This window comes from Bacillus infantis NRRL B-14911 (genome assembly GCF_000473245.1).
In the GTDB taxonomy this organism is placed as follows: Bacteria; Bacillota; Bacilli; order Bacillales; family Cytobacillaceae; genus Bacillus_AB; species Bacillus_AB infantis.
The window spans coordinates 782,039-802,810 of sequence record NC_022524.1 but is presented as its reverse complement, the minus strand read 5'-3'; the positions used below and the strand labels follow the sequence as shown (position 1 = coordinate 802,810).

The window sequence follows — 20,772 nt, the reverse complement described above, 5'->3', positions numbered from 1 at the left end:
TGACTCGCTTTAGATTACAGCACCAGCTACTCTTCCTCATCATCGATTTCGTTTGTTTAGTTCAACACCATATATATTAATCGAAGAGCGGGATAGTTTCAACTGGGATATTGGCTGCAGGGCAGATTAATCTCTTCATTAAGCATTATTGCCGAAAGTTTGAGGGGATAAACAGCTTGAGGAGCGGGTTTCTTGGGTTGGTTGGTGGGCCAGGGGGTCAGGTCCCTTGGCTCCGTTTTGGGCCAGGGGGTCTGTCCCCTTGGCTCTGTCCTTGGCTCCGTTTTGGGCCAGGGGTCTGTCCCCTTGGCTCCCTTACTCGCGGTAATGGCATGAATGAGCAGGGGCACATAAATTTCCAGAATGCTATAATAATAGAAAAAGCCAAAAGGATGCTCACATTGAAATCTTTAAAAATGAAGGCCTTCACCTGGATTGAATCCCTTAATGATCAATACTCAATTAACAGCTTTACTGGTAATCATGCCGCTTATTTTAAGCTTGATGGATTTGCCGATGAACCAGAGGTTTATATCCGTTTTACCGATGCTGGTCTGGACTTTGGATATGAAGCTGTACAATGGAATGGACCTATTCCGGCTCCGGTGCCTGGCATTTATACAAAACATTCTTTATCCTGGAAGGAAGTTCAATCCTTGAACAGAGAAGAGCAGCAGGACGTGATGCTTGAACTGCTGCTTAAGACTATTAACACCAGAAAAAGGCAATATCGAAAGTGTCAGTTTTGCGGTGAAAAGGTTGCCAAGGAGCATCGGTTTGACAATGATACATGCCATGGCTGCGCATCGCGGCAATTTGGGGTTGTTTACTAGATTTAATGGAGATGTACAATATACTACTTTACCAATGATTTGAGGTGCCCCAATGTGGAATCTAACAACTCAAGCAAAAGAAGCATTCTTAAAGCATAACCTCCTCTCCATTCCTGAGACAGACTCTGACTGGGAAAGCACCTTGAGAGAAGCCAAGGAAGAAGGAGAAGATCTCCCTGCCCGCCTGAAAGAGGAACTGGAGGATATAAAAGCTGAGCTGCTGACTGTGCTCCCGAGCCGCTTTGTTCCTTATCTTGAAAATGGAACGCTCAATCAGCCTTCCCTGCCAAAATCGGTCCGGGAGGAATATATTCAATGGATGCGTAATAGTGACAGGGAGTTTGAACAGGTTTTGGATGCCGCATACGAGCAGACAACACAGGCTGCTGCCCATTTATCACCTGCTGTCCAGGAAGTTTTCACAGATAGCCTCCATGATGCCATCATAGAGCGGATTGAGCGGGAGAATGGCAATCTTCATCTTTATATCAATACAGAGAGCGGTTTTTCCACCAAGCCTTATATTCACATTACTTTCCATGATATCACTGAAGAAGAAGCCGCTGAGCAGCTGCAGACCGGCCAATGGCTGATATACTATGAGCTGCAGAAAACGGCTGCGGGCTTTGCCTTCCGTGTTCTGTTTGAATGCCCGGATGCCCAGTGGACCATTTATATGAAGGATTTGACTGTGCAGTATTTTTATAGGCCGGTGCTTTATACAAGATTAAAAGATGAAGGAAAATTAGAAGATATGCTGCTTGGGGAATATATCGCACAGCTGCCGCAGGGTCAGCGCTATTGGCTGGCTGCGCCTGACTTTATAAGCGAGATTAGCAGCTTGGAGGAATCCGTTCTTCTAGCAGATGGAAAGCTGGAAGTAAACCAAATAAACGCAGTGGTTACAACCTCAAGCGGGCAATACACCTACCCTTTGGAGGAATATAATCCGATCGGCTTCATCTACACTGACATTGATGAAGACCCCTACGCACACTTAAAGGAGCCGGTCCCGCCGGAAGAGCTGGAAGCTGCCATTTTCAGCGGGATCCCTGAACAGCAGGTCCGCGCCTGGAATACGATGTACACCAGTCCTGAAGAGCATGCGGAGACGATCAATCTTATCATGGAGAAGCTGGAGTTTACCGAAGAAAATGAAATGATGCTGTTCGTTTATGCAAATCATTTTTATAAAGCTGGGGTTTTGACTGAAGATAATATGAAAAAGTACGGAGAATTGATTGATCATGAATAGGAGCCTTGCCCCGCAATATTGGGGGCATGGCTTTTTTTACACCAGCCGGATACCATTCTCCCGCAGCAAATCACTCAAAGCCGGCCGCACATTCCCATTCCGGCCCACCACCCGTGTTGCCGCTGCCAAAGAATTCAGGACAGCTTCTTCCGTTGCATCGCCTGCCGCCCTGAAGGCCAGATCGATATCCTCTTCATGTATTATAGAAAAGGTCAGGCGATCTGCCGGTTTTTCATGAGGGATTTTCGCAGCAGTCGAAAACCCGATGACAACCTCGCCGCTTCCCGTCCCGATGATTGACCCCGTCCGGGACAATCCTGTAACCGTCCTTTTAATAATTCGATTTAGCTGCCTCTCTGACACAGGCAGATCTGTAGCCACAATGATGATAACTGAACCTTTATCCTGCTCCTCCTTAGCTTGGATAGCCTCACTCAGCTCTACCCCGACCGCTTTCCCATTCACCCGCAGATCCTTTAAACCGCCGAAATTCGTCAGCACGAGAACGCCCAATGTATATGTCCCATGGTCCATCTCCATTACCCTTGAAGCTGTCCCGATCCCGCCCTTCAGCGAATAGCAAAGCATGCCGGTCCCGGCTCCAGCCGTTCCCTCTTCCACCTCGGCCGAGGCATTCTGCAGTGCCTGGAAAACATGCTCCCGCTCTATAAACCCAGCCCTGATATCATTCAAAAACATATCATTGCATTCACACACCACCGGATTTACCGTTCCAGTCGTCCGGCCGATTTCGGGATTAGACTCCAGCATATACTGAATCAAAGCATCTGCCGCTGTACCGATGCCGAGCGTGTTGGTCAGGATGATCGGGGATTCAAGCGTACCCAGCTCATTGATCTGAATTGTTCCCATACTCTTCCCAAACCCGTTGATCACATGGGTTGCGGCGATCAGCTTTTCTTTAAAAAGATTCCCCGGATGCGGCACAATCGCTGTGACACCGGTTTGTTTGGCACCATCGCTCAGCGTCGTATGCCCCACGGTTACGCCTTCCACATCTGTGATGCTATTGCGCGGACCTGTCTGAAGGGTTCCTATTTTTACTCCATAGTCTCTGATTCTTTTTTTGGCAGGCATTTTTATCCTCCATTTTTGCGAAGAAAGGCATCTCTCTCCCATCTGTTAGGATAGATTCAGGCACCTTTTTTCGTTCTTTTATGCTGATACATATGGTTATCCGCTTCAACAAATAAGCGTTCCATTACGCCTCGGGAATTTTCACTGAACGCAAAGCCTATTGATAGGTTGATTTTGACTTCCTGGCTGCTTTCATTATACCTGCTAATCTCTTCAGCTAGCTTTTCGGCCAGTAACTCCACCTGTTCTTTTTCCTTTTTTAAAAGAATGACGGCAAATTCATCTCCTCCAATCCTGGAAACATAAGCATCCTCTGTAAAAAAGCGTTCTAATAGATGTGCTGTTTCTTTAATTAGAAAATCCCCTGTTTTGTGTCCGTGGTTGTCATTTAAACATTTCAGACCGTCCAAATCACACAAAATGATGGCTGCAGCTGTATCCTCACGTTCATTATATTTCTCCATCATTTGCTCGAAGAATTCACGGTTATATATGTCTGTCAACGCATCATGGGCGATTCGATATGTCAATGTCTCCTCCAGCTTTTTTCTCTCATCGATATTCCGCACCACTCCTTGAAGAGCAACCAGCACCCCATTTTCATATATGGGAGTCGCATACTCTTCAAACCATCGATAGTTGCCGTCTTTATCTTTCCAGCGCTGAACGATTGCTTGATTGAAATCCACCTGTCCATGGACTTTTTTTTGGAGAATATCCATATCCTCCGGGTGAATATCCCTGAAGGCAACACCAGCGTCCTGATAGGCATCCGCATTGGATCCTTCGCCGAAAAAGCATTCAGCTGAAGGACCAAGATATTTGAATTGCAGCTCCGGATAGACTTGGCAATAATAAAGAAAATCCTTGGTGTTTTCGATCACATGCATATAGCTTTCATGATTTTTAAAAGAGTCCGTTTCTTTCTTTTTCCATCTTCTGAAAACATAAATCACACTCAATAAAACAGTCAGTGCCCCTAATCCAAAACCTTGTGCAAATTGTATGTTCATCATTGCTGTCCCTCTTCATTTTCCTCAATCCTTCAGCATAAAAAATAGACCAACCAAAACCGATTAGCCTATCGTCCATAAAGATGAATCGGTAACTGGCAGACATAGCCTTTTGGCTTTAGCCCCTATAGTTTTGCGTCTTCACCTTTCGATGAATTTGCCTGTATATTTATCTATTTAATTTTAAAGGATAAGCGGCAAGACTTCCAATTCAAACCATGGAGCCATGGGGACAGACCCCGTGGCCCAATATCAAAAAGAGCCAAGGGACCTGTCCCCTTGGCTTTTATTTTTCGCAAGCTATACTGTCTCCATCGCGGTCCTTTGATTTATTTGCATCATACAAAGCCTGGGATACATATGGTTTATATTTTGTCTTTCCACCCTTGTTTTTTGCAGAAGAAGAACGGGCTACTCCGCCTTTATAATCTTTGTTTAATTCTGTGCAGTTTTTATAGGTTTTGGCGGCACTCGTTGTTTTTGCTTCTGCGTTCATAGAGAAAGAAACACTTAAGATTAATAAGGATGAAATGATTAGAGTACTGGATTTTTTCATTTTGCACCTTCCATATATTTACTTTCATTTATCATAATCTAATATGGCTTCCATGACTAGACTTTTTGTAGAGTATTATCATTATTGGCATATCTATAACGGAGAAATAGTTAACAAGTCCCCCTTTATTCTTTAAAGAATAAATGACTAGACTCCCAGAATCCATTTCAGTCATTAGGGTATTTTAATATAAAGTCATCAAACAATGGAGCGGGTGCAAATGAAAAATGCCGATATCATTTCTTGTATTTGTGATTCAATTGAAAAAGGACATCTTAATTCAGGTTCAGAACTGATTAAATCCTATTATCCATTCCAAAAGGTCGAATATATAAAAAGAACATATACAAAAGCAGATATGTTGAGCATCTTCCAGCGAGATCATTTCATAGACCGCTATAGTGGAGAAAAATTAATTTTTCCGCCGGTATTGAGGATCCTTTCAATATTATACCCCGAAGATTTTCCTTTTCATACCAATTGGAGATACAGTGAGTGTCACCCCGCTTATTGGGATTTATTATGCACTATTGACCATATAGTGCCTGTTACAAAAGGAGGTAGCAATCATAAGGAAAACCTTGTTACTACCTCCATGAAGAGAAACAGTGCAAAGGCCAATTTTACTTTAGAAGAATTGGATTGGAAATTACAGACTCTTGATTTAGCAGAGCCGTGGGACGGAAAGTTAAACTGGTTTGTGAAAATGGTAAATGAAAATCTAGCCCTTTTAAACGTCTCTTATATTAGGCAATGGAACTATGCAGTTAAAAAAGGATTGTAAATCACCAGAAAAAGACAACCTAAAAAAGGAAGCGCCTATATGAGTTTTACCTACATGAAATGTACACAAAAAAGGGGAGGGTGAAATCATCCCTACCCTTTCTTTACCATTTAAGCTCTCTTAGCCGGAAATTTTAATTAGCGGAGATACCTTTCTTCCTAAGTTCACCTGGCCACATAAAGCGTTCAATTTCAGTATCTCGTATTTGCTAATCTAATCAATTGGTCCAATAAACTACCAACTTTACAGCTTATTCTACCAACTTTCCACTTTATTTTAATCAATTCATTGAATAATCTACCAACTCACCAATTTATTTCAATATTTCCTCCTGACAGCCCTCGTCCCAGATTAAAAAAGCAAAGACTCCATATCACGCGGATATTCCGTAATCAATCGGCAGCCATCAGATGTGATTAAAACCGTATCGGAATGCCTGAAGCCGCCCACACCAGGAATATAGATTCCCGGTTCAATTGAAAAGGCCATGCCTTCTTCCACAATTTCATGGTGGTCATACCGCAGGAATGGCTGTTCATGCGCTGAGACGCCAATACCATGCCCGGTCCGGTGGATGGCAAATTTTTCGAGCCCTGCCTGTTCAAATACCTGGCGGGCGGCTTTATCTACTTCTGATAATTTAACACCTGGTTTAATAAAATCGATAGCACGCTGCTGTGCCTCTATAGCGGCTTCGAATGCTTTTTGCTGCTCTGCTGTGGGTTTTCCGACGATGACCGTTCTCTCTAATTCTGCGCGGTATCCATTCAGACCAACCTGCCTGCTATGGATGATAACATCCCCTGCTTCAATTTTTCTGGTATTAGAGAACACATGCGGCATAATGCTTCTTGTTAATCCAGAGGGAGACATCACCACTAGATCAAGGACGGCATCAGGGTATTGAGTAGAGGCAGCTTCAAAAACAGCCGCATTTCCCGCTGCGTCGATTTCCATCTCGGTTACTCCTATGCCGATTCTCGTTAATGATTTACTTACCGCAAGATTCACTAATTGCCCTGCCTGTTCAAGCATATGAATCTCTTCCGCATCTTTAACAAACCGCATTTTATAAATAACTGCCCCGATATCCACCACCTGGTAGCCTAGTTCTTGGAGGGATAAAAGAATCTCTCCAGGGATAAACGATAGATCCACACCGATCTTTGCCCCATCAGGACTTTGCTTTGCCAAGACCTGGATATACTCGGCGTGTGTTTTCTCCACTCTTTCAGCATTTGGGTGCTCATAATACACAAGCACATCATCAATGCTTCCGCTTTCTTTTGCATGGGTTTCCTCAAGCCCGGGAACAATCATCGACGGTTTTTCATGCTGCAGATGAAAGATAATGGGCCTTGAATAAATTAAAGCTTTAAAACCCGTTAAGTAAAATTGATGATCCGGATTAAAAACAAAAGCAGCAGATATCGAGTGTTCCTCCATATAGTTTCCCAATTTTTTTATCCTTTTGGATGTATCCATGTTTAGCAGCTCCTTTTACAGATTATATTGGCCAGTTTGATTATGGTCGGCTGAAGCATTCTTGTTTTTGGTAAGCAGGCTGACAATGATCAGAGTCAGCACCGATAATGGCAGGGCGAAAAGAACACTATTCCAGCCTAATGGCCTGTCCAGCCCTATCTCCCACAGCATGGTTGCGAAACCGCCGACAATCATGGAACTCAGCACACCTGCTTTTGTGGCGCCTTTCCACATGACGGTCGCAAGGATGGCAGGAGTGAGAGAAGCTCCATACATCGTATAGGAATACATCTGGATAGCTAATACGCTCGGGAAGAACTGGCCTAACACATAAGCAAGGACACCTAATACCACGACAATGATACGGTTCAGCCATAATAATTTGCTTTCTGAGAACTCATTTTTACTAGAACGCTGAATCAGATCACGGATGATATTGCCGGAGGCAGATAACAGATAAGAAGTTGCTGTGGTAATAATAAAAGCAACAGCCGCACATAAAATCAGGAGCCCAATGACCATTGGCACTCCATCGATTGCCAGAGACAGAATAGCCGTGTCAGGCGCAATCTCCGGGAACAGAACAATCGAGGTTGTAGCGAGCATGATGGTCAAACTGATGACGAAAATACAGCCAACAATAAATCCGATCGTCGATTTGCGGGCTACATCCGGATCCTTCGCCGCAGAAAATCGCTGATACATGTTTTGGTCCCCTAATACGAGTAAAAACAGCGGCAGGAAGTAGCCGATCAGCTGCGGAAAAGTTAATCCGCCATTCCAGCTTTTATTCACTTCCGGCAAGGATACCGCCAGACCCTCAAATCCGCCGACGGCATTTAAAGCAAAAGGAAGTCCTATAATAAACCCGAGAATAATCAATACGGCGCTAAGGGCATCCGTATAAGCTACAGAGAACAATCCCCCGCTAACCGTCAAAAAGATGACTAGTGCACATATAATAATGGCGCCAATCTCCAAAGGAATGCCGGTAGTCAGCTGCAGGACATATGCTCCGCCTGTGAACTGATAAGCGGTAATTCCAATAAAAGCAAAAATAATGATAATAGAAGATATATAGAGGGCTCCCTTTCCGAAGCGCCGCTCCAATAATTCCGGCACAGTATAGATTTCAACCTGCCGGATCTTTCCTGCGATAAAATATAAGATGATTGCCCCTACAATCCCGCCGGACAGATTAAAAATAGCGGCAAATGGACCGTATTGATAGATAAAGCTGGCACCGCCCACCACGGTCCCTGATCCAACAAATGTGGCCAGCAGTGTCCCCATCACAACAAATAAAGGCAAGCTCCGTCCTGCAACCATAAAATCATCGCTGTTCTTCACTGAATTCTTGGCAAAATACACACCAATCAAGAGCATTAAAATTAAATAGATAACAACAGCTGCTAAATATATACTCAACCCGCTCACCTCTTATTGTTTAATTAATGAAGACTCCATTTTTCATAACTTTCTTTTCTCCACGCAAGCTGTTTAGATCATCAAGCGGATTCTTATTTACAATTAACAAATCAGCATACTTCCCTGGAGTAATGCTGCCGGTTTGCTCTTCGATTCCGAGACACTCTGCTGCGATGCTGGTTGAAGCTTTTATGACGTCCAGCTGGGACATCCCTGCCTCCTGCATGATCGCCAATTCATCAAAATAGTAAATTGGAGGAGTTAACGGAGAGCCGCAGTCTGTCCCAGTAGCAATTTTCACGCCAATTTGGACGGCCTCTTTTAACATATTAAAATGGGGTTCAACTACTTGTTTCGCCTTTTCCAGTGCATAATCCGGGATATCCGGACTGCTGGTCAGCTGTCTCATTACCTTCATGGTCGGCACTAAAAATGTCCCTTGATTTTTCATAATTTCCAGTGCCTGGCGGTCCGCATAAATGCCATGTTCAATCGTATCGATTCCGACCTCTAAGCAATTCATGATCCCTTCAAGTCCATCTGCATGGGCAGCAACTTTCTTGTTCTTTTTTAAGGCTTCTTCCTTTGCAGCACTTAACTCCTCAATGGTTAATTGAACCGATCCCGGTTCTTCACCTTTGGTATAAATCCCGCCCGTTGCCATTACTTTTACCAGATCCGCACCTTCCTTCAGTACCTTTCTCGTATTCTTGCGGACCTCATCTGCCCCGTCTGATTCATAGCCCAGATAATATACATGTCCGCCTGTCATACAAATCGGTGCGCCAGATGCAATAATAGATGGCCCAGTTAGTAAGCCGGAATCTATCATATTCCTTACATGGAGCACAGTTCTGTCAGGAGAACCTAAATCCCGTACAGTTGTTACGCCTAATTTGAGTGTGTCCAAGGCATGTTTATAGGCTTCCAGAGCGATTCTGTCATTTTCTTCGTTTTTAATAACCGACTGCGGATCGGCGCTGCCATTCCACACTAAATGAACGTGGCAGTCAATAAGCCCCGGGAGTATGTACTTCCCTGAACAGTCAATCACTTCAAACCCATCTGTATTAGACGGCTCGCCTTGATTGACCTCTGTTATCCTGCCGTTTTCGATTTTGACGAATACATTTTCCTTAACTTGATCGCTTGTCCCATCAATAACACTGGCATTTTGCAAAAGCCAATTTCCATCTGCTGTCATGGTTAACCCTCTCCTTTTAATTTGATTATTCAGAATTATAACAATATAGTTAAACCATTACCTTGTCATGATCCAACAAAAAAAGAGACATAGATTGTCTCTTATAAACAAATGGTATTAGTCATTGTTTTGTTTAGAATAGTATATAGAAAAGGCCAGTACGAGCAGGGAATAATGAGTTGAGTTTTGGATATCCAGAGGAAGAAGTTCATTGATTTTCTGCAATCTGTACTTCACTGTATTCGGGTGTATGTATAATTCACTGCTTGCCTTCTGCAGGCTGCAGAAATGTTTGAGATAGATATAGAGAGTTTCTGTTAATGAAGCATTTTTCTTTTGATCATACGATAATAAAGGACCAAGTATTTCTTCATCAAAATGGGGGAATAGATGATGGGAATGGAGATTATAGCCTACTTTTTCAATGCCCATCTCATCCCAGAATGACAGCTGTAACTCATGTGTTTTAGAATGGGTCAAAGCTGTAGCTGACTGGCTGTACAGGATTTGGATACTCTCAATAGTGCCGACTGCGCCTAATGCACTTACGCCTATCCGGACATGTGAACAATCCCTGAGAATCTGAGTTAATGTCTCTTTATCAAAATCTGATGCTAAAACAGCCACAATTTTCCCATTATAGATCCATATCCGCGAGTTTGCCTCATTTTCTTTTAATAGCTCTGCAAGCATCTGCAGCTTTGATTGAAGCATTTCCAGGTAATGCGATTGCATCTGAAGAATACATGTGACCCTTTTTAAGTCAATATAGAACTCCGAAGGATCAATTCCTGCAGCCTCGCCTTGAAAAATGCTTTCAAATAACTTTATATCCTTTTTCTTTTGATAGTTTAATAGTGTATTTTTGTTGTAGGCCGCTAAACTTAAAGCGCGCAGGCCATTTTTTATGACCTCTTCCGAGTACCTGTCTGAAATACCCTTTTGGCAAATGATCATATAACCCAGAAAGTTCTGCTTTGAGTACAAAGGATATATTTTAAAATCTACGGCAGTTTTCCCTGCCTGTTTGACGGTGATATTGGTTTCTCGATTTGTAAATCTCACTTTTAATACATTCTCTTTATGCTGGCCGATGAAGCTCAATCAAATGCCTGATTTCGTTCCTGGTCTGCTCTTTCTTTTTCCAATAGCCAATCAGCTCGAAATAAGGATCCAAGACGCAAACAATATGGTTTATATGCTCTCCTATCACCTTTACAATTGAATTTAAATCTTTCTCTAAAAGCACGATTTCCATCAGTTTTTCATTCAGTTTATATATTTTCGTAACATCTTCATTTTCTCTTTGATTCACTAACTGATTATATTTTTCATAAATAATGAAGTATGGTACATCCTCAGGAATTTCAAAGAGGGGAAGAGAATTTATGTTGCAAAACTCGATAACTTCGAACGGAATCTTCTTCAAAGCAGCGATATGAAAACCAATGGCACTGACTCCGATATTCTGCAGCCACTCCAGATGGCTGACAATTTGCTTTACGTCTTCGAAGGCGTGAAAAGTGGTCATGATAAACCCCTTTTCCTTAATCCGCGACGTTCTTTCAGTAAGCTCTAAATTGCTTAGGTACCCTATCTCCTTATCCGCATTATTCCTGCCGCCAACCAGCATAATATTAGCCTTTTCTAACACATTAGCAAATTCACCCACCGTAATCATATATAACCCCCTTGGATCTTTAGACCATTAGGATCTCTACTTAAATCTCAATGCATGTGAAGAAAAGTGTCTGAAATTATATTTTAGTATTTCTACATTCTCTGGAAGATTACCTCTTTACTTTTAACTCAGGCTGCTTATGTGAGGAAAAATTTTGATAGTACTCCAAGCCAGGGGGACAGACCCCGTGGCCCATTATCAAAAAGAGCCAAGGGACCTGTCCCCTTGGCTCACTCCTATGAAAACAGCGCCTTCAGACGAGCCCAAAACCCTTTCGGCTCTTCTTTAGGCTTTTCAACTTCTTTCGTTTCTTCCTGCTTAATGCTTTCAGTCTTTAGCACAAACTGAACTGAGTTTACCTTTTCGTTTTGCGATGATACGAAGGATACCGGTTTGAAGTCACTCTTGTCATATTCTTCGAGCATGCCTTCAACTTCTTCTTTCATTTGTTCAGGCAGATCCCTGGTTGCTTCATAAAGTTCAGTGGTACCGGTATGAAGGCTGGCTGCGCCGTTGGCGATTTCTCCTGTTCCGTCGGCGACGCCAGTAATGCCGTTATGCAGTTCAGAATAGGAACCTGCCAGCCTGCTCACTCCGCCGGTGTAGTCCACCAATCCCGAGTGAAAGGATTCGTAATTGGCGGCAAGGGCATTAACGCCTGCCTGCAGCTGTGCCATCGCATCGGCAGCATCTGAATTGGCTAGAGCCTGAGAGAGTCCGGCAGACATAGCGTCAAGATTCTTGGCCATCTCTGTAAGAGACGCGCTCACTTGCTCTAAGGTCCCGCTGACAGCGGCAAAGCTGCCTTGCCCAGCAGCAAAGACTCCTTTGGCATTTTGAGCAGCTGTATAAGTCTCAAGCAATTGCGCGACCACATCCGGATCGGCCCCGCTCTGCTTCAGCTGCTCGATCTGTGCCTGGGAAATCTCATGATTCGGAATGCCTTCCATTGCTTCATTCAAGCTATTGTAAGAGGCACTAAAGGCCTGCTGCAATTCTGACAGATTCCTGGACACTTCCCGCAGGCCGGCTGCGGATTGGGACAGTCCATCCTGCATCTTTTTCAAATCGCCAAGGCCCATATCTCCAGAGCCAGCGCTCAGACTGCTATTCAGCTTTTGCAGAGCCTGCTCGATGCTCTTTGAGCCGCTGACCAGCTTGGAAGAGGAACCATCGAGCGCCGCTATGCCATCACGGTACTCCCTGGAGCCATCGCTGAGCTTAGCGGCGCCATTATGCAATTCCGAAGCGCCGTTCTGCAGCTGCCCCACTCCATCATTGACCTCTTTGATCGCCTTTGTCAGTGTATCCATTTCACCTGTCATATCATCGATGTCAGGTGCATCGATCGGGAGTGAAGACGGAATGGCTGTGATATCAATGCCTTCGAGCTCGAAATCTGCCACATCTGCTTCAAGTGTCAGATTTCCCTCTTTTTCCGGCATCACAGTGAATGTGGCCTGCTTATTTTTCCCCGCATTGGCAAGCATCCCGTCCGGTGCTTCGATATTGCTGAATTTCTCCCCATTCAGCGGGAAAGAAATCTGCAGCAGATAGTTTTCGAAAAAGGAAGCTTCTGCACTTTCATTTCTGGAGGTTTGAATCCCAATCTCCACATGGCCGCTTTTTCCAGCCAATTCTTCCGGTGCGGTTTCCTGCCCATCCAATGTATACGTAATGGAAACATTCCATGGCAGGGCTGACTCATTCAAATCACCCTGATAATAAAACTTTCCTTCTTCTTCAGCCGTCACATTCACCGCTGCGTCTGATTTCTCAATCGGCGAGAGATCCGTCAGGTTTTTCAGGTTCGTATAGGGGCCATAATCAGTCACTTCCCCAGGTTCTTCAATATTTAAAATGTTGACCACATAAACTTCCTGATTTTCACCGGCTGGGCTGAGCTTTGCATACACCACTTCATCCTTTGAGGAAAGCTCTCCTGTTTCCTGGGAGACTTTTTCCCCTGACTTGCTGCCCGCTGTATCAGCCGAAACGAGCAGGGCGGGCATCATCATTAGGATGCTGGCAAAGACAGCCAAGAATTTTCTCATTCTCCTCATCATCACTTCTCCTTATAAAAGTTTGCTTTCCATGTTGTTTTCATGATCAGTTTATCGAAGATCAGCAGGCACGCCGGAAGGAAGAACACAACCATGATCAAGGCCAGCAGCGCTCCCCTTCCAAGCAGCAGTCCGATTGAAGCTACGATTGGGTTCGATGACGTAATCCATAAGATAAAGCCTACACTTGATAAAATTGAGGCCGAAATGCCGATCGAGAATATTTTTTCATCCATTGTCTTCTTGACTGCTTCCAGCGCAGACATTTCCTGCCGGTCCTCTTTATAAGCATCTGTCAGCAGGATCGCATAGTCGACAGTCGCGGCCAGCTGGATGATGCTGACGAGCAGATAGCCGACATATACTAATGAAGAATCTGTAAAATAAGGGACCGACAGATTGATCCAGACGGCTGTCTGAATGGTCAGCAGCAGGATCAGCGGAATCGAGATCGACCTGAAGGTTACGAAAAGGACGAATGCGACGGTCAGGAGAGTCAGCAGATTGACCAGCGTGTTGTCTTTTTTGACCGTGTTTTTGATATCATACAATGTCACGCTTTCCCCGACTGAATAAACCTTGTCTCCATACAGTTTTTCAGCAGTATCCTGGACCCGCTCGATCAGCTTGAATGCCTCATCTCCCTCAGTTTTTGTATCTGTCTGAAGGATGATCCGGCTGTAATTTTCCGAGTAGAACTGTTCGGTGATGCTGGGGTCAAGATACTCTGGAGGGATTGCCGCACTGACGGTGTTGACATATGCCATGACACTCGTTACATGGTCAAGCTTCTCCAGCTCGCCGGCGAGCTCTTCTTCCTTGGCCGTATCCCCCTTCGGTACAAGCAGGACCATCGGCGTGCTTTCCCCGAACTCTTCTTTAATTTTCGCAAAATCGCTCCCCGCCCTGGTTGTTTCCGGCAGCTCTCCAACTCCATAAGTGAAATTGGTCTTGCTTTGCGCAAGAAAGGCCGGGACAATCAGGATGGCGACAAGCAATAGGACCGGCACCCGGAACTTCAGCACAAAATTCCCCTTGCCGCGGATGTATGGCAGCAATGGCTTATGCTGCGTCTTGTCGATCCATTTATAACAGAGCAATGTCAATGCCGGCAGGAACACCATGACACTGATGAAGCTCAGTAAAATCCCTTTGACCAGGTTGATGCCAAGATCCGACCCGATTTCAAACTCCATGAATGATAGGGCAATGAAACCGAAGAAGGTTGTGGACGCGCTGGCTGCGATTGCCGAAAATGATTTCTTCATCGCCAGCTCCATCGCTTCCCGCGGGTCTCCCACCTTTTTCCGGTAATCGTTAAAGCTGTGCAGGAGGAAAATTGCATAATCCAGCGAGACTGCAAGCTGCAGGATCGGGGCGACCGACTGAGTGACAAAGGAAACCTCCCCGAGAAAAATATTCGTCCCCATATTGATCAGAACCGATACACCGATGGCGGTGAGGAACAGCAGCGGCTCCACCCATGAGGTCGTTGAAACGACTAAAATAATGATGATGATCGGCACCAGGAAGGCGGCCGCATACATCGATTCTGTGCCGGCCATTTTCTGCTGGGTGGCCGTATTCAGCGATTCCCCGGCCATCGCATTGTCTTTGCCGATGAGATCATAAATGCGATCGGTGATCTGGACTTCCTCTCCTTCACGGATGCTGAAAGAAAACAAGGCATAGTCATCTTTGTAATAGTCATCTACCGTATTCGGGTCCGCCATCTCAAGCGGAGCCTTGATGTCGATCACATCATCCAGCCACATGACATCAGATACACCGTCAATCGCGGCCAGCTTTTCTTTGAAAGCAAGAGCTTCCTGTATGGTCATGTCCCGCATCATCACCCGGTTCGTCGGAACATTTCCTTCAAATTCCCGCTCCATCACTTCCATGGCTTTCGTCGACTGGGCGTCCTCCGGCAGATATTCCTTCATATCATAGTTCACCGACACAGTGAACTGCGCCAGGGCGCAAAGCACAGTCAAAACCGCAAAGGTGATGGCAACGGCTTTTTTATGTTTAAGTATTCGTGCAGCAATATTGATGCGTGTTCACCCTCTCTTGCCCTTTTTTTCTATACACTTTATCATTATATAAACACGGTGTTGCCTATTCAACGAACAGTTATCTAACTTCCGTGGTATTCCCAACACAATGATCAAAAGTGTTGGAAAACGCAAAAAGAAAGGAAACTGGTTATGACCTCTCCCAAAATGGACAGACGCAAAAAATATACAATAATGGTATTGAAAGACAGCCTCATGAAGCTATTGAAGGACAAGCAAATCTCCTATATCACCGTCAAAGAAATCTGCAGTCTCGCCGACATCAACCGCTCCACATTTTATTCCCACTATACCGATCAATATGACCTCCTGGACACAATCGAAGACGAAATCATCCAGGACATGCAGGGCTATATGAGCCAGTACAACTTCGAAAAAGAAGACCAGGCCCTCCAAATGATCGAAAAACTGCTCGAATACTTCGCCAGCAAACACGAAGTATGCACCACCCTCCTCAACGAAAAAACAAACACAACCTTCGAAACAAAAGTCATCAACTTCGCCCATCAGGTCTTCATGACCAGCTGGCTCGCCGACACAGCGTACGATGAAAACCTTTCTGAATACCTCAGTACCTTCATCATCAGCGGCAGCATTCATGCGATAAAGAAATGGCTTAATAATGGGATGGATCACAATCCTAGGGAGATGGCGGAGATTATTAATGGGGTGATTAATCGGGGGTTGTTGGGGGTGCGGTGAGGTGGGAGGGGCGGTTTTTTTTGGGCCAGGGGGTTGGGCTGGGGGCCAGGGGGTCAGGTCCCTTGGCTCGGTTTGAGCCAGAGGGTCAGGTTCCTTGGCCCGGTCACAAAAAGAGCCAGGGGGTCTGTCCCCTTGGCTCAAAACACCTCAGCAAAAAACGCCTTACTCTCCTCATGCGCCAGCCGCTCCAGCGCCTCATTTCTCCCAACAAATTCAACTTCATTAATCTCGCTGTCCTCTGCCTTCAAATCAGACCTATCCCCCACATACTCAACAACAAACATCACCGTTTCCTGCCGGCTCCAGCCTGTTTTCTTTGCAAACTCTCTATCAAAATCAAAACAGATCTTTTCCTGTAGCTGCTTTATAATCCGATATTCAGCAGATCCTGTTTCCTCTGCCAGCTCTCTTAATATCGCGTCCTTAAGATTTTCATCGCTATCCTCGACCCCGCCCTTAGGGAAATCCCACTCCCCTTTCGTTTGTCCTTCCGAAGCTTTTAAAGCACTTCTTTTAACCTTATGAACCAAAAGGTATTCCTCTCCCTGAAATACGATGGCCCCAACAGCATTTCTAATCATTCGGCATTCTCCTTATTTGAGCCAGGGGGACAGACCCCCTGGCCCAGTTTCAAAAAAGAGCCAAGGGGTCTGTCCCCCTGGCTCTCTATTCCAAAGATATCCTCACAACATCTTCCAAATATTTAGTAGTACTGTACCCATAGATTTCAAGGGCTTGGGGAACTAAATTATCACCTTGTATTTTGACTCTTTCAACGGTAGAGAAATGGCGAAGGTACTCGAGCTTTTCGTATAGAGCAGGTGTGATTTGATGAACATCGTATTTTTTCCCGCTTTTATCGACGTAGACTCCTTCAGAGTCCATTTCGATTGAAGTATTTTCACTTTTCTCCGTTACAATATTGAAGTGAAACGACTCGTAGGCGCGATCTTTAATGTCATGATTGCTTAAGACAACAGTGGTAGGCTTGCCAACCTCTACCTTATCAATGGAAATCCTGCTGCCAGCATAGTTAAAGGTTTGCGGGTACTGCTTGGATGGGTCCAATCTAATTGATTTATAATCATCAAAAGATAAATACAGCCTCTTGAATTTCACCTCAATCTTCCCTGCCTTTTTTTCAAAAAGAGGTTCGAATTGTGCTTGATAACCATGCCATGAACCTAAGGAGGCACCGCCATAAAGATCCGCTTTTAATATTTTATTGTTCACTTCTAAACTGGCAAAATCAATATTATCTATCCTCTTTTTTCCTGACTGTGCATAACCCATGCTATATTGCAGAAGGGTGGCTGTCGGAGTAAGAATCAGTTTTTCCATCCGGACTGGGAGACCCTCAACTTCTATGTCTTTTTCCAGTTCATACTCGGTGGAAGGCTGCTTGACCACAGGAATCTCAAATTCCCACTCACCTCTTGCCTCCTCTAAGCCTCCGCTAAAAGTATCCCGGACAGAGGAGCCGCGGGTTAATTTCATCATCTTTGTAATCTTCAGCTTGACAGTGCCGCTATCTTTTAGCAGCGGCCTCAGACTGATTTTTCCATGATAGATGTTCTGTTCTTCCTTGTTTAAATCCGACTCCAGGTCAGGGGGATTATACGGAGGATACATTTGCTCATTCATGATGGACTGCTCATCCTCCACATAAACGCCATCATCAAAATTAATCATATACTGATTGTTTTTCTTCGTATCTTCGATTTCATAAAAAATCAGCGTCTGAACCTCATCAGCGATCACGCTCTTAATTTTAATCTTCACCCCATTATTTTCTGCTACCAAATTCAGCCTTTCACCCAGTTTCGCCTGCAGAAAAGGACGGAGCTCTGGATTTTCCTCCGATAAGGAATAATAGACTTTTGCGAAAGCCCCTGTAAAGAAACCAGTGCACATGAGTATAGCCAATACACTTGCAGCAATAAATCCGATTCTATTACGTTTGTTGTTCTTTTGCTGCCTCAGGTTTTCAGTCTGGGCAATTCTTTCTTTAATGCTCTCCATAAAGCCGGCCGGAATTTGAAACGCCTCCATGATCTTCGTCAAATGCAGCTGTGCTTCCTGAAAAGAAGCCAGATCCTCCTGACATTCCGGGCAATGATAAATATGCTTTTCGAAATCAATCTTAAGCGGCCTCTCCATGTTCCGCCCAAGATAATCTAAGTAAAACTTTTGGTACTCCGCACAGCCATTAAAATGCTCCCCATACCTAAGTCCATTTCTGAGCGACTGGATTCCAGAAACCAGCAGCTCCTTTACCTCTTTAACGGAAAGCTGGAGAAGGCTGGCTGTTTCCTCACTGGATAGTCCCTGCAGATAGGTAAAAACAAGCGCTTCCCTCTCTTCTCCTTTTAACTGTTCAAGCGCGTTGAACAGTTCCTCATGCGCATCACTTTCCTCTGAAGCTTCTATACTCCCGCTTGCAGCAAGCTCACGGCACTTATCTATAAAAACCCTTGTTACCCATATATCAAATGTTGTTTTGCTTTTTATTTTCGGAAAATCCTTCCGTGCTTTTAATATAGTCTGGTAGAAAAGCTCTTCCAGCTGCTGCTGATTCCTAAGATAAGACCAGCCTAATATATAAAAAGACCGCTGATGCTTTTCGAACCAACCAACAATCGACAGTAAATCGTTTCTACTAATATCCTCTGGTAAACCAGCATTCACTTTATTTGGGATGATCAACATGTTCCCCCCTCTATTTCCTAATTATACCTGTTAGTGAGCCAGGGGGACAGACCCCCTGGCTCAATCTCAAAAAGAGCCAAGGGGACAGACCCCCTGGCCCAATCTCAAAAAGAGCCAAGGGGACAGACCCCCTGGCCCAATCTCAAAAAGAGCCAAGGGGACAGACCCCCTGGCCCAATCTCAAAAAGAGCCAAGGGACCTGTCCCCTCGGCTCACACTTCTAATCCAGCCACCCCAAAACCGCCGGCTCCGGAGTGGGTGGAGATCATGCCGCCTGCTTGGATCCACTTTACGTTTTTAAATCCAGCATCTGCCGCGATTTCGTCCATCCGTTTCTTGATTTGTTCATCAAGGCCAATTGAGTAAATGAAGTAAAGCTGCTCTCTGTCAATCTTGTAATCATTCAAATAATCCTGCATCATTTTTTCAGCCACCGTGCTCATTTTTCCGCGGTATTTTTTCGTGGAGACGAGCTTCCCGTCAACCAATTCTATGCAAGGTTTTATTTTTAAAAGTGTTCCGCCAAGGTACGCCATATTGCTTACGCGCCCGCCCGCTCGCAAGAAATCCAGGCTGCCAGGGATGAAAGCCAGCCTGGACTTTGGTACGATGCTTTCTATTTTTTCAACCAGGGCTGCAGGCTCCATGCCAGGTTCCTGTTCCAGCTGTTCTGCTGCGTAGATGACAACGGCAGCCAATCCGCCTGTCACATTTAGGGCATCAATCAGGAATAGATCTTCAAACTCTTCCGCTGCGATTACGGCATTCTGAAAAGAAGAAGAAGCTTTGCTTGTATAGCCAATATGGATAATGATGCAATCCGGATAACCCTCTCTTATCTTCGCAAAAAACTCCTCGTATTCATAAGAGTTCGTTGATGTCGTAGAGGGAATCTTTTTCGTTCGTGCATAATAATCATAAATATCTTCAACCGGCAAATGGCCATCCAAATAATCCTTCCCATCCATTACGATGTGCATCGGAACCACCTGAACGTTATACCTTTCAGTTAAATCAGCCGGCAAATCAGCTCCGCTTTCAGTCGTGAGAATGATCTTTTTCACTTATTTCGCCTCCTAGTTAGAAGCCAAGGGGACAGACCCCCTGGCTCAGTCTCAAAACGGGCCAAGGGGTCTGTCCCCATGGCTCTTCCGGCATTCGCTGCACCTCTTCGGCAGCGCAAATCCCTTCTGCTTAAAAAACTTCTGTTCACCGATAGAAAAAGTGAATCTATCTCCGCACTCATAGCATTTTAATAGAATATCTTGAGGAGCTGAACCTATTAAAGCTTCATCCAGTATCCTTTTTCGTTCCTTGGCTGCCTTGCCATCTTCCTGCTTATTATCTTCGAGCAGTTCAATGGTTTCCCTAATTGCGGCACGGACTTTTTTATATTCAATTTTTTCCCATAACCGCAAGTAAGGTATAAATTCTTTGTTTCCGGATTCCTTGATTTTTTCCAGCATCAAAAGAATCATCTCGCGATTTCGATCCTTTAAATACAGCATATCCGGTTCCAGTACTCCCTGGTGGATCCAGTCCTTCCATTCATAGATCAATTCATCGGTCATCTGGTCAGCTTCAATCAGCCAGCCCCTCTCCGTAAACACAATCATCGGGAGTTTCCCCTGATACTCTATATCCAGAAAGTCATGGTCCAGCATCCAGTCAATTTTCCCAATTACTTCTTCCAGCTTTTCTGCCCGGTAATAACCGTAAACAGGGGACTTGTCCAATCCAAGCTTCAGCACCTTTTTCTCTTTTGAACCCTTCAAAATCTTGGCAAGAAGTGTCCTGCCTCCCTGAAGAATGATTTCATCTGCGCCCCTCAAAATAGCTTTTATTTCATCATGAGATAAATCTGGCATATGAGTGACAACTCCTTT

The 20,772-nt window shown here is 44.7% G+C and carries 18 protein-coding genes, 1 riboswitch and 1 other annotated feature (1 of these 20 running past the window's edge); of the genes, 4 read left to right on the top strand and 14 right to left on the bottom strand.

From position 1 onward, the window contains the following. Positions 1–52 (bottom strand) — a binding site (T-box leader) (it extends 177 nt beyond the left edge of the window). A gap of 346 nt (positions 53–398) precedes the next feature. Further along, on the top strand, positions 399–830 hold the full coding sequence (locus tag N288_RS24235; RefSeq protein ID WP_156916994.1) for a hypothetical protein: 432 nt from the start codon (positions 399–401) through the stop codon (positions 828–830). A 52-nt stretch (positions 831–882) separates the two neighbouring features. Next, the gene (locus N288_RS04230; RefSeq protein WP_009791978.1) at positions 883–2,085 is read left to right on the top strand and encodes a DUF4085 domain-containing protein; all 1,203 of its coding nucleotides are present in this window, start codon (positions 883–885) and stop codon (positions 2,083–2,085) included. Positions 2,086–2,121: 36 nt separating this feature from the next. Here the strand turns inward: N288_RS04230 and N288_RS04225 are convergent, their stop codons facing one another. The 3 genes from N288_RS04225 to N288_RS04215 form a co-directional block, all read right to left on the bottom strand. Further along, the gene (locus N288_RS04225; RefSeq protein WP_022543430.1) at positions 2,122–3,183 is read right to left on the bottom strand and encodes a DmpA family aminopeptidase; all 1,062 of its coding nucleotides are present in this window, start codon (positions 3,181–3,183) and stop codon (positions 2,122–2,124) included. Positions 3,184–3,239: 56 nt separating this feature from the next. Then, the gene (locus tag N288_RS04220; RefSeq protein WP_009791980.1) at positions 3,240–4,199 is read right to left on the bottom strand and encodes a sensor domain-containing diguanylate cyclase; all 960 of its coding nucleotides are present in this window, start codon (positions 4,197–4,199) and stop codon (positions 3,240–3,242) included. 84 nt (positions 4,200–4,283) lie between these two features. Next, positions 4,284–4,368: riboswitch (cyclic di-GMP riboswitch) on the bottom strand. Positions 4,369–4,482: 114 nt separating this feature from the next. Further along, on the bottom strand, positions 4,483–4,692 hold the full coding sequence (locus N288_RS04215; protein WP_009791981.1) for an excalibur calcium-binding domain-containing protein: 210 nt from the start codon (positions 4,690–4,692) through the stop codon (positions 4,483–4,485). A 280-nt stretch (positions 4,693–4,972) separates the two neighbouring features. Here N288_RS04215 and N288_RS04210 point away from each other — a divergent pair, with 280 nt between their 5' ends. Beyond that, positions 4,973–5,536, top strand: coding sequence for an HNH endonuclease signature motif containing protein (locus tag N288_RS04210; RefSeq protein WP_022543428.1), 564 nt, complete (start codon positions 4,973–4,975; stop codon positions 5,534–5,536). A gap of 351 nt (positions 5,537–5,887) precedes the next feature. Here N288_RS04210 and N288_RS04205 read toward each other — a convergent pair whose 3' ends face one another. The 7 genes from N288_RS04205 to N288_RS04180 all read right to left on the bottom strand — a co-directional run bounded on the left by N288_RS04205 (position 5,888) and on the right by N288_RS04180 (position 15,343). Beyond that, positions 5,888–7,021, bottom strand: a complete 1,134-nt coding sequence (locus N288_RS04205) for a M24 family metallopeptidase (protein WP_009791983.1) — start codon at positions 7,019–7,021, stop codon at positions 5,888–5,890. Between the two features lie 15 nt (positions 7,022–7,036). Then, the gene (locus N288_RS04200) at positions 7,037–8,449 is read right to left on the bottom strand and encodes a sodium:solute symporter family protein (RefSeq protein WP_022543427.1); all 1,413 of its coding nucleotides are present in this window, start codon (positions 8,447–8,449) and stop codon (positions 7,037–7,039) included. 19 nt (positions 8,450–8,468) lie between these two features. Continuing rightward, entirely contained in the window at positions 8,469–9,653 is a 1,185-nt protein-coding gene (locus N288_RS04195; protein WP_009791985.1) for a metal-dependent hydrolase family protein, read from the bottom strand. A 117-nt stretch (positions 9,654–9,770) separates the two neighbouring features. Beyond that, positions 9,771–10,757, bottom strand: a complete 987-nt coding sequence (locus tag N288_RS25490) for a PucR family transcriptional regulator (protein ID WP_009791986.1) — start codon at positions 10,755–10,757, stop codon at positions 9,771–9,773. Next, positions 10,735–11,334 carry a PucR family transcriptional regulator ligand-binding domain-containing protein gene (locus tag N288_RS25485; protein ID WP_009791987.1) on the bottom strand — a complete coding sequence of 200 codons (600 nt, stop codon included), beginning with the start codon at positions 11,332–11,334 and terminating at the stop codon, positions 10,735–10,737. The genes N288_RS25490 and N288_RS25485 overlap by 23 nt, the downstream gene beginning before the upstream one ends. Before the next feature lie 236 nt (positions 11,335–11,570). Then, positions 11,571–13,400: a hypothetical protein gene (locus tag N288_RS04185; RefSeq protein WP_009791988.1), complete on the bottom strand. Its 1,830-nt coding sequence runs from the start codon at positions 13,398–13,400 to the stop codon at positions 11,571–11,573. Then, positions 13,400–15,343, bottom strand: a complete 1,944-nt coding sequence (locus N288_RS04180; RefSeq protein WP_009791989.1) for an efflux RND transporter permease subunit — start codon at positions 15,341–15,343, stop codon at positions 13,400–13,402. The genes N288_RS04185 and N288_RS04180 overlap by 1 nt, the downstream gene beginning before the upstream one ends. A gap of 264 nt (positions 15,344–15,607) precedes the next feature. Here N288_RS04180 and N288_RS04175 point away from each other — a divergent pair, with 264 nt between their 5' ends. After that, a complete protein-coding gene (locus tag N288_RS04175) occupies positions 15,608–16,177 on the top strand; it encodes a TetR/AcrR family transcriptional regulator (protein WP_022543425.1) in 570 nt (189 codons plus the stop codon). 137 nt (positions 16,178–16,314) lie between these two features. On the opposite strand, the gene N288_RS04170 is transcribed toward N288_RS04175, so the two are convergent. The 4 genes from N288_RS04170 to N288_RS04155 all read right to left on the bottom strand — a co-directional run bounded on the left by N288_RS04170 (position 16,315) and on the right by N288_RS04155 (position 20,754). Beyond that, complete coding sequence (locus tag N288_RS04170; protein ID WP_009791991.1) at positions 16,315–16,758, bottom strand: NUDIX domain-containing protein; 444 nt, start codon at positions 16,756–16,758, stop codon at positions 16,315–16,317. Between the two features lie 85 nt (positions 16,759–16,843). Beyond that, positions 16,844–18,886: a DUF4179 domain-containing protein gene (locus N288_RS04165; RefSeq protein ID WP_009791992.1), complete on the bottom strand. Its 2,043-nt coding sequence runs from the start codon at positions 18,884–18,886 to the stop codon at positions 16,844–16,846. 212 nt (positions 18,887–19,098) lie between these two features. Then, positions 19,099–19,950 (bottom strand): DegV family protein, encoded by an 852-nt coding sequence (locus tag N288_RS04160; RefSeq protein ID WP_022543423.1) that lies wholly within the window; start codon positions 19,948–19,950, stop codon positions 19,099–19,101. A gap of 51 nt (positions 19,951–20,001) precedes the next feature. Further along, on the bottom strand, positions 20,002–20,754 hold the full coding sequence (locus N288_RS04155) for an RQC-minor-1 family DNA-binding protein (RefSeq protein ID WP_198018086.1): 753 nt from the start codon (positions 20,752–20,754) through the stop codon (positions 20,002–20,004). Positions 20,755–20,772: the final 18 nt, after the last annotated feature.

Coding starts and splice junctions, on each gene's coding strand:
- N288_RS04170 (WP_009791991.1), bottom strand. CDS start 16,758: ATGATTAGAAATGCTGTTGGGGCCATCGTATTTCAGGGAGAGGAATAC.
- N288_RS04155 (WP_198018086.1), bottom strand. CDS start 20,754: ATGCCAGATTTATCTCATGATGAAATAAAAGCTATTTTGAGGGGCGCA.
- N288_RS04210 (WP_022543428.1), top strand. CDS start 4,973: ATGAAAAATGCCGATATCATTTCTTGTATTTGTGATTCAATTGAAAAA.
- N288_RS04205 (WP_009791983.1), bottom strand. CDS start 7,021: ATGGATACATCCAAAAGGATAAAAAAATTGGGAAACTATATGGAGGAA.
- N288_RS04230 (WP_009791978.1), top strand. CDS start 883: ATGTGGAATCTAACAACTCAAGCAAAAGAAGCATTCTTAAAGCATAAC.
- N288_RS04195 (WP_009791985.1), bottom strand. CDS start 9,653: ATGACAGCAGATGGAAATTGGCTTTTGCAAAATGCCAGTGTTATTGAT.
- N288_RS04180 (WP_009791989.1), bottom strand. CDS start 15,343: ATGAAGGAATATCTGCCGGAGGACGCCCAGTCGACGAAAGCCATGGAA.
- N288_RS04165 (WP_009791992.1), bottom strand. CDS start 18,886: ATGTTGATCATCCCAAATAAAGTGAATGCTGGTTTACCAGAGGATATT.
- N288_RS04215 (WP_009791981.1), bottom strand. CDS start 4,692: ATGAACGCAGAAGCAAAAACAACGAGTGCCGCCAAAACCTATAAAAAC.
- N288_RS04175 (WP_022543425.1), top strand. CDS start 15,608: ATGACCTCTCCCAAAATGGACAGACGCAAAAAATATACAATAATGGTA.
- N288_RS04185 (WP_009791988.1), bottom strand. CDS start 13,400: ATGATGAGGAGAATGAGAAAATTCTTGGCTGTCTTTGCCAGCATCCTA.
- N288_RS25485 (WP_009791987.1), bottom strand. CDS start 11,334: ATGATTACGGTGGGTGAATTTGCTAATGTGTTAGAAAAGGCTAATATT.
- N288_RS04225 (WP_022543430.1), bottom strand. CDS start 3,183: ATGCCTGCCAAAAAAAGAATCAGAGACTATGGAGTAAAAATAGGAACC.
- N288_RS04220 (WP_009791980.1), bottom strand. CDS start 4,199: ATGATGAACATACAATTTGCACAAGGTTTTGGATTAGGGGCACTGACT.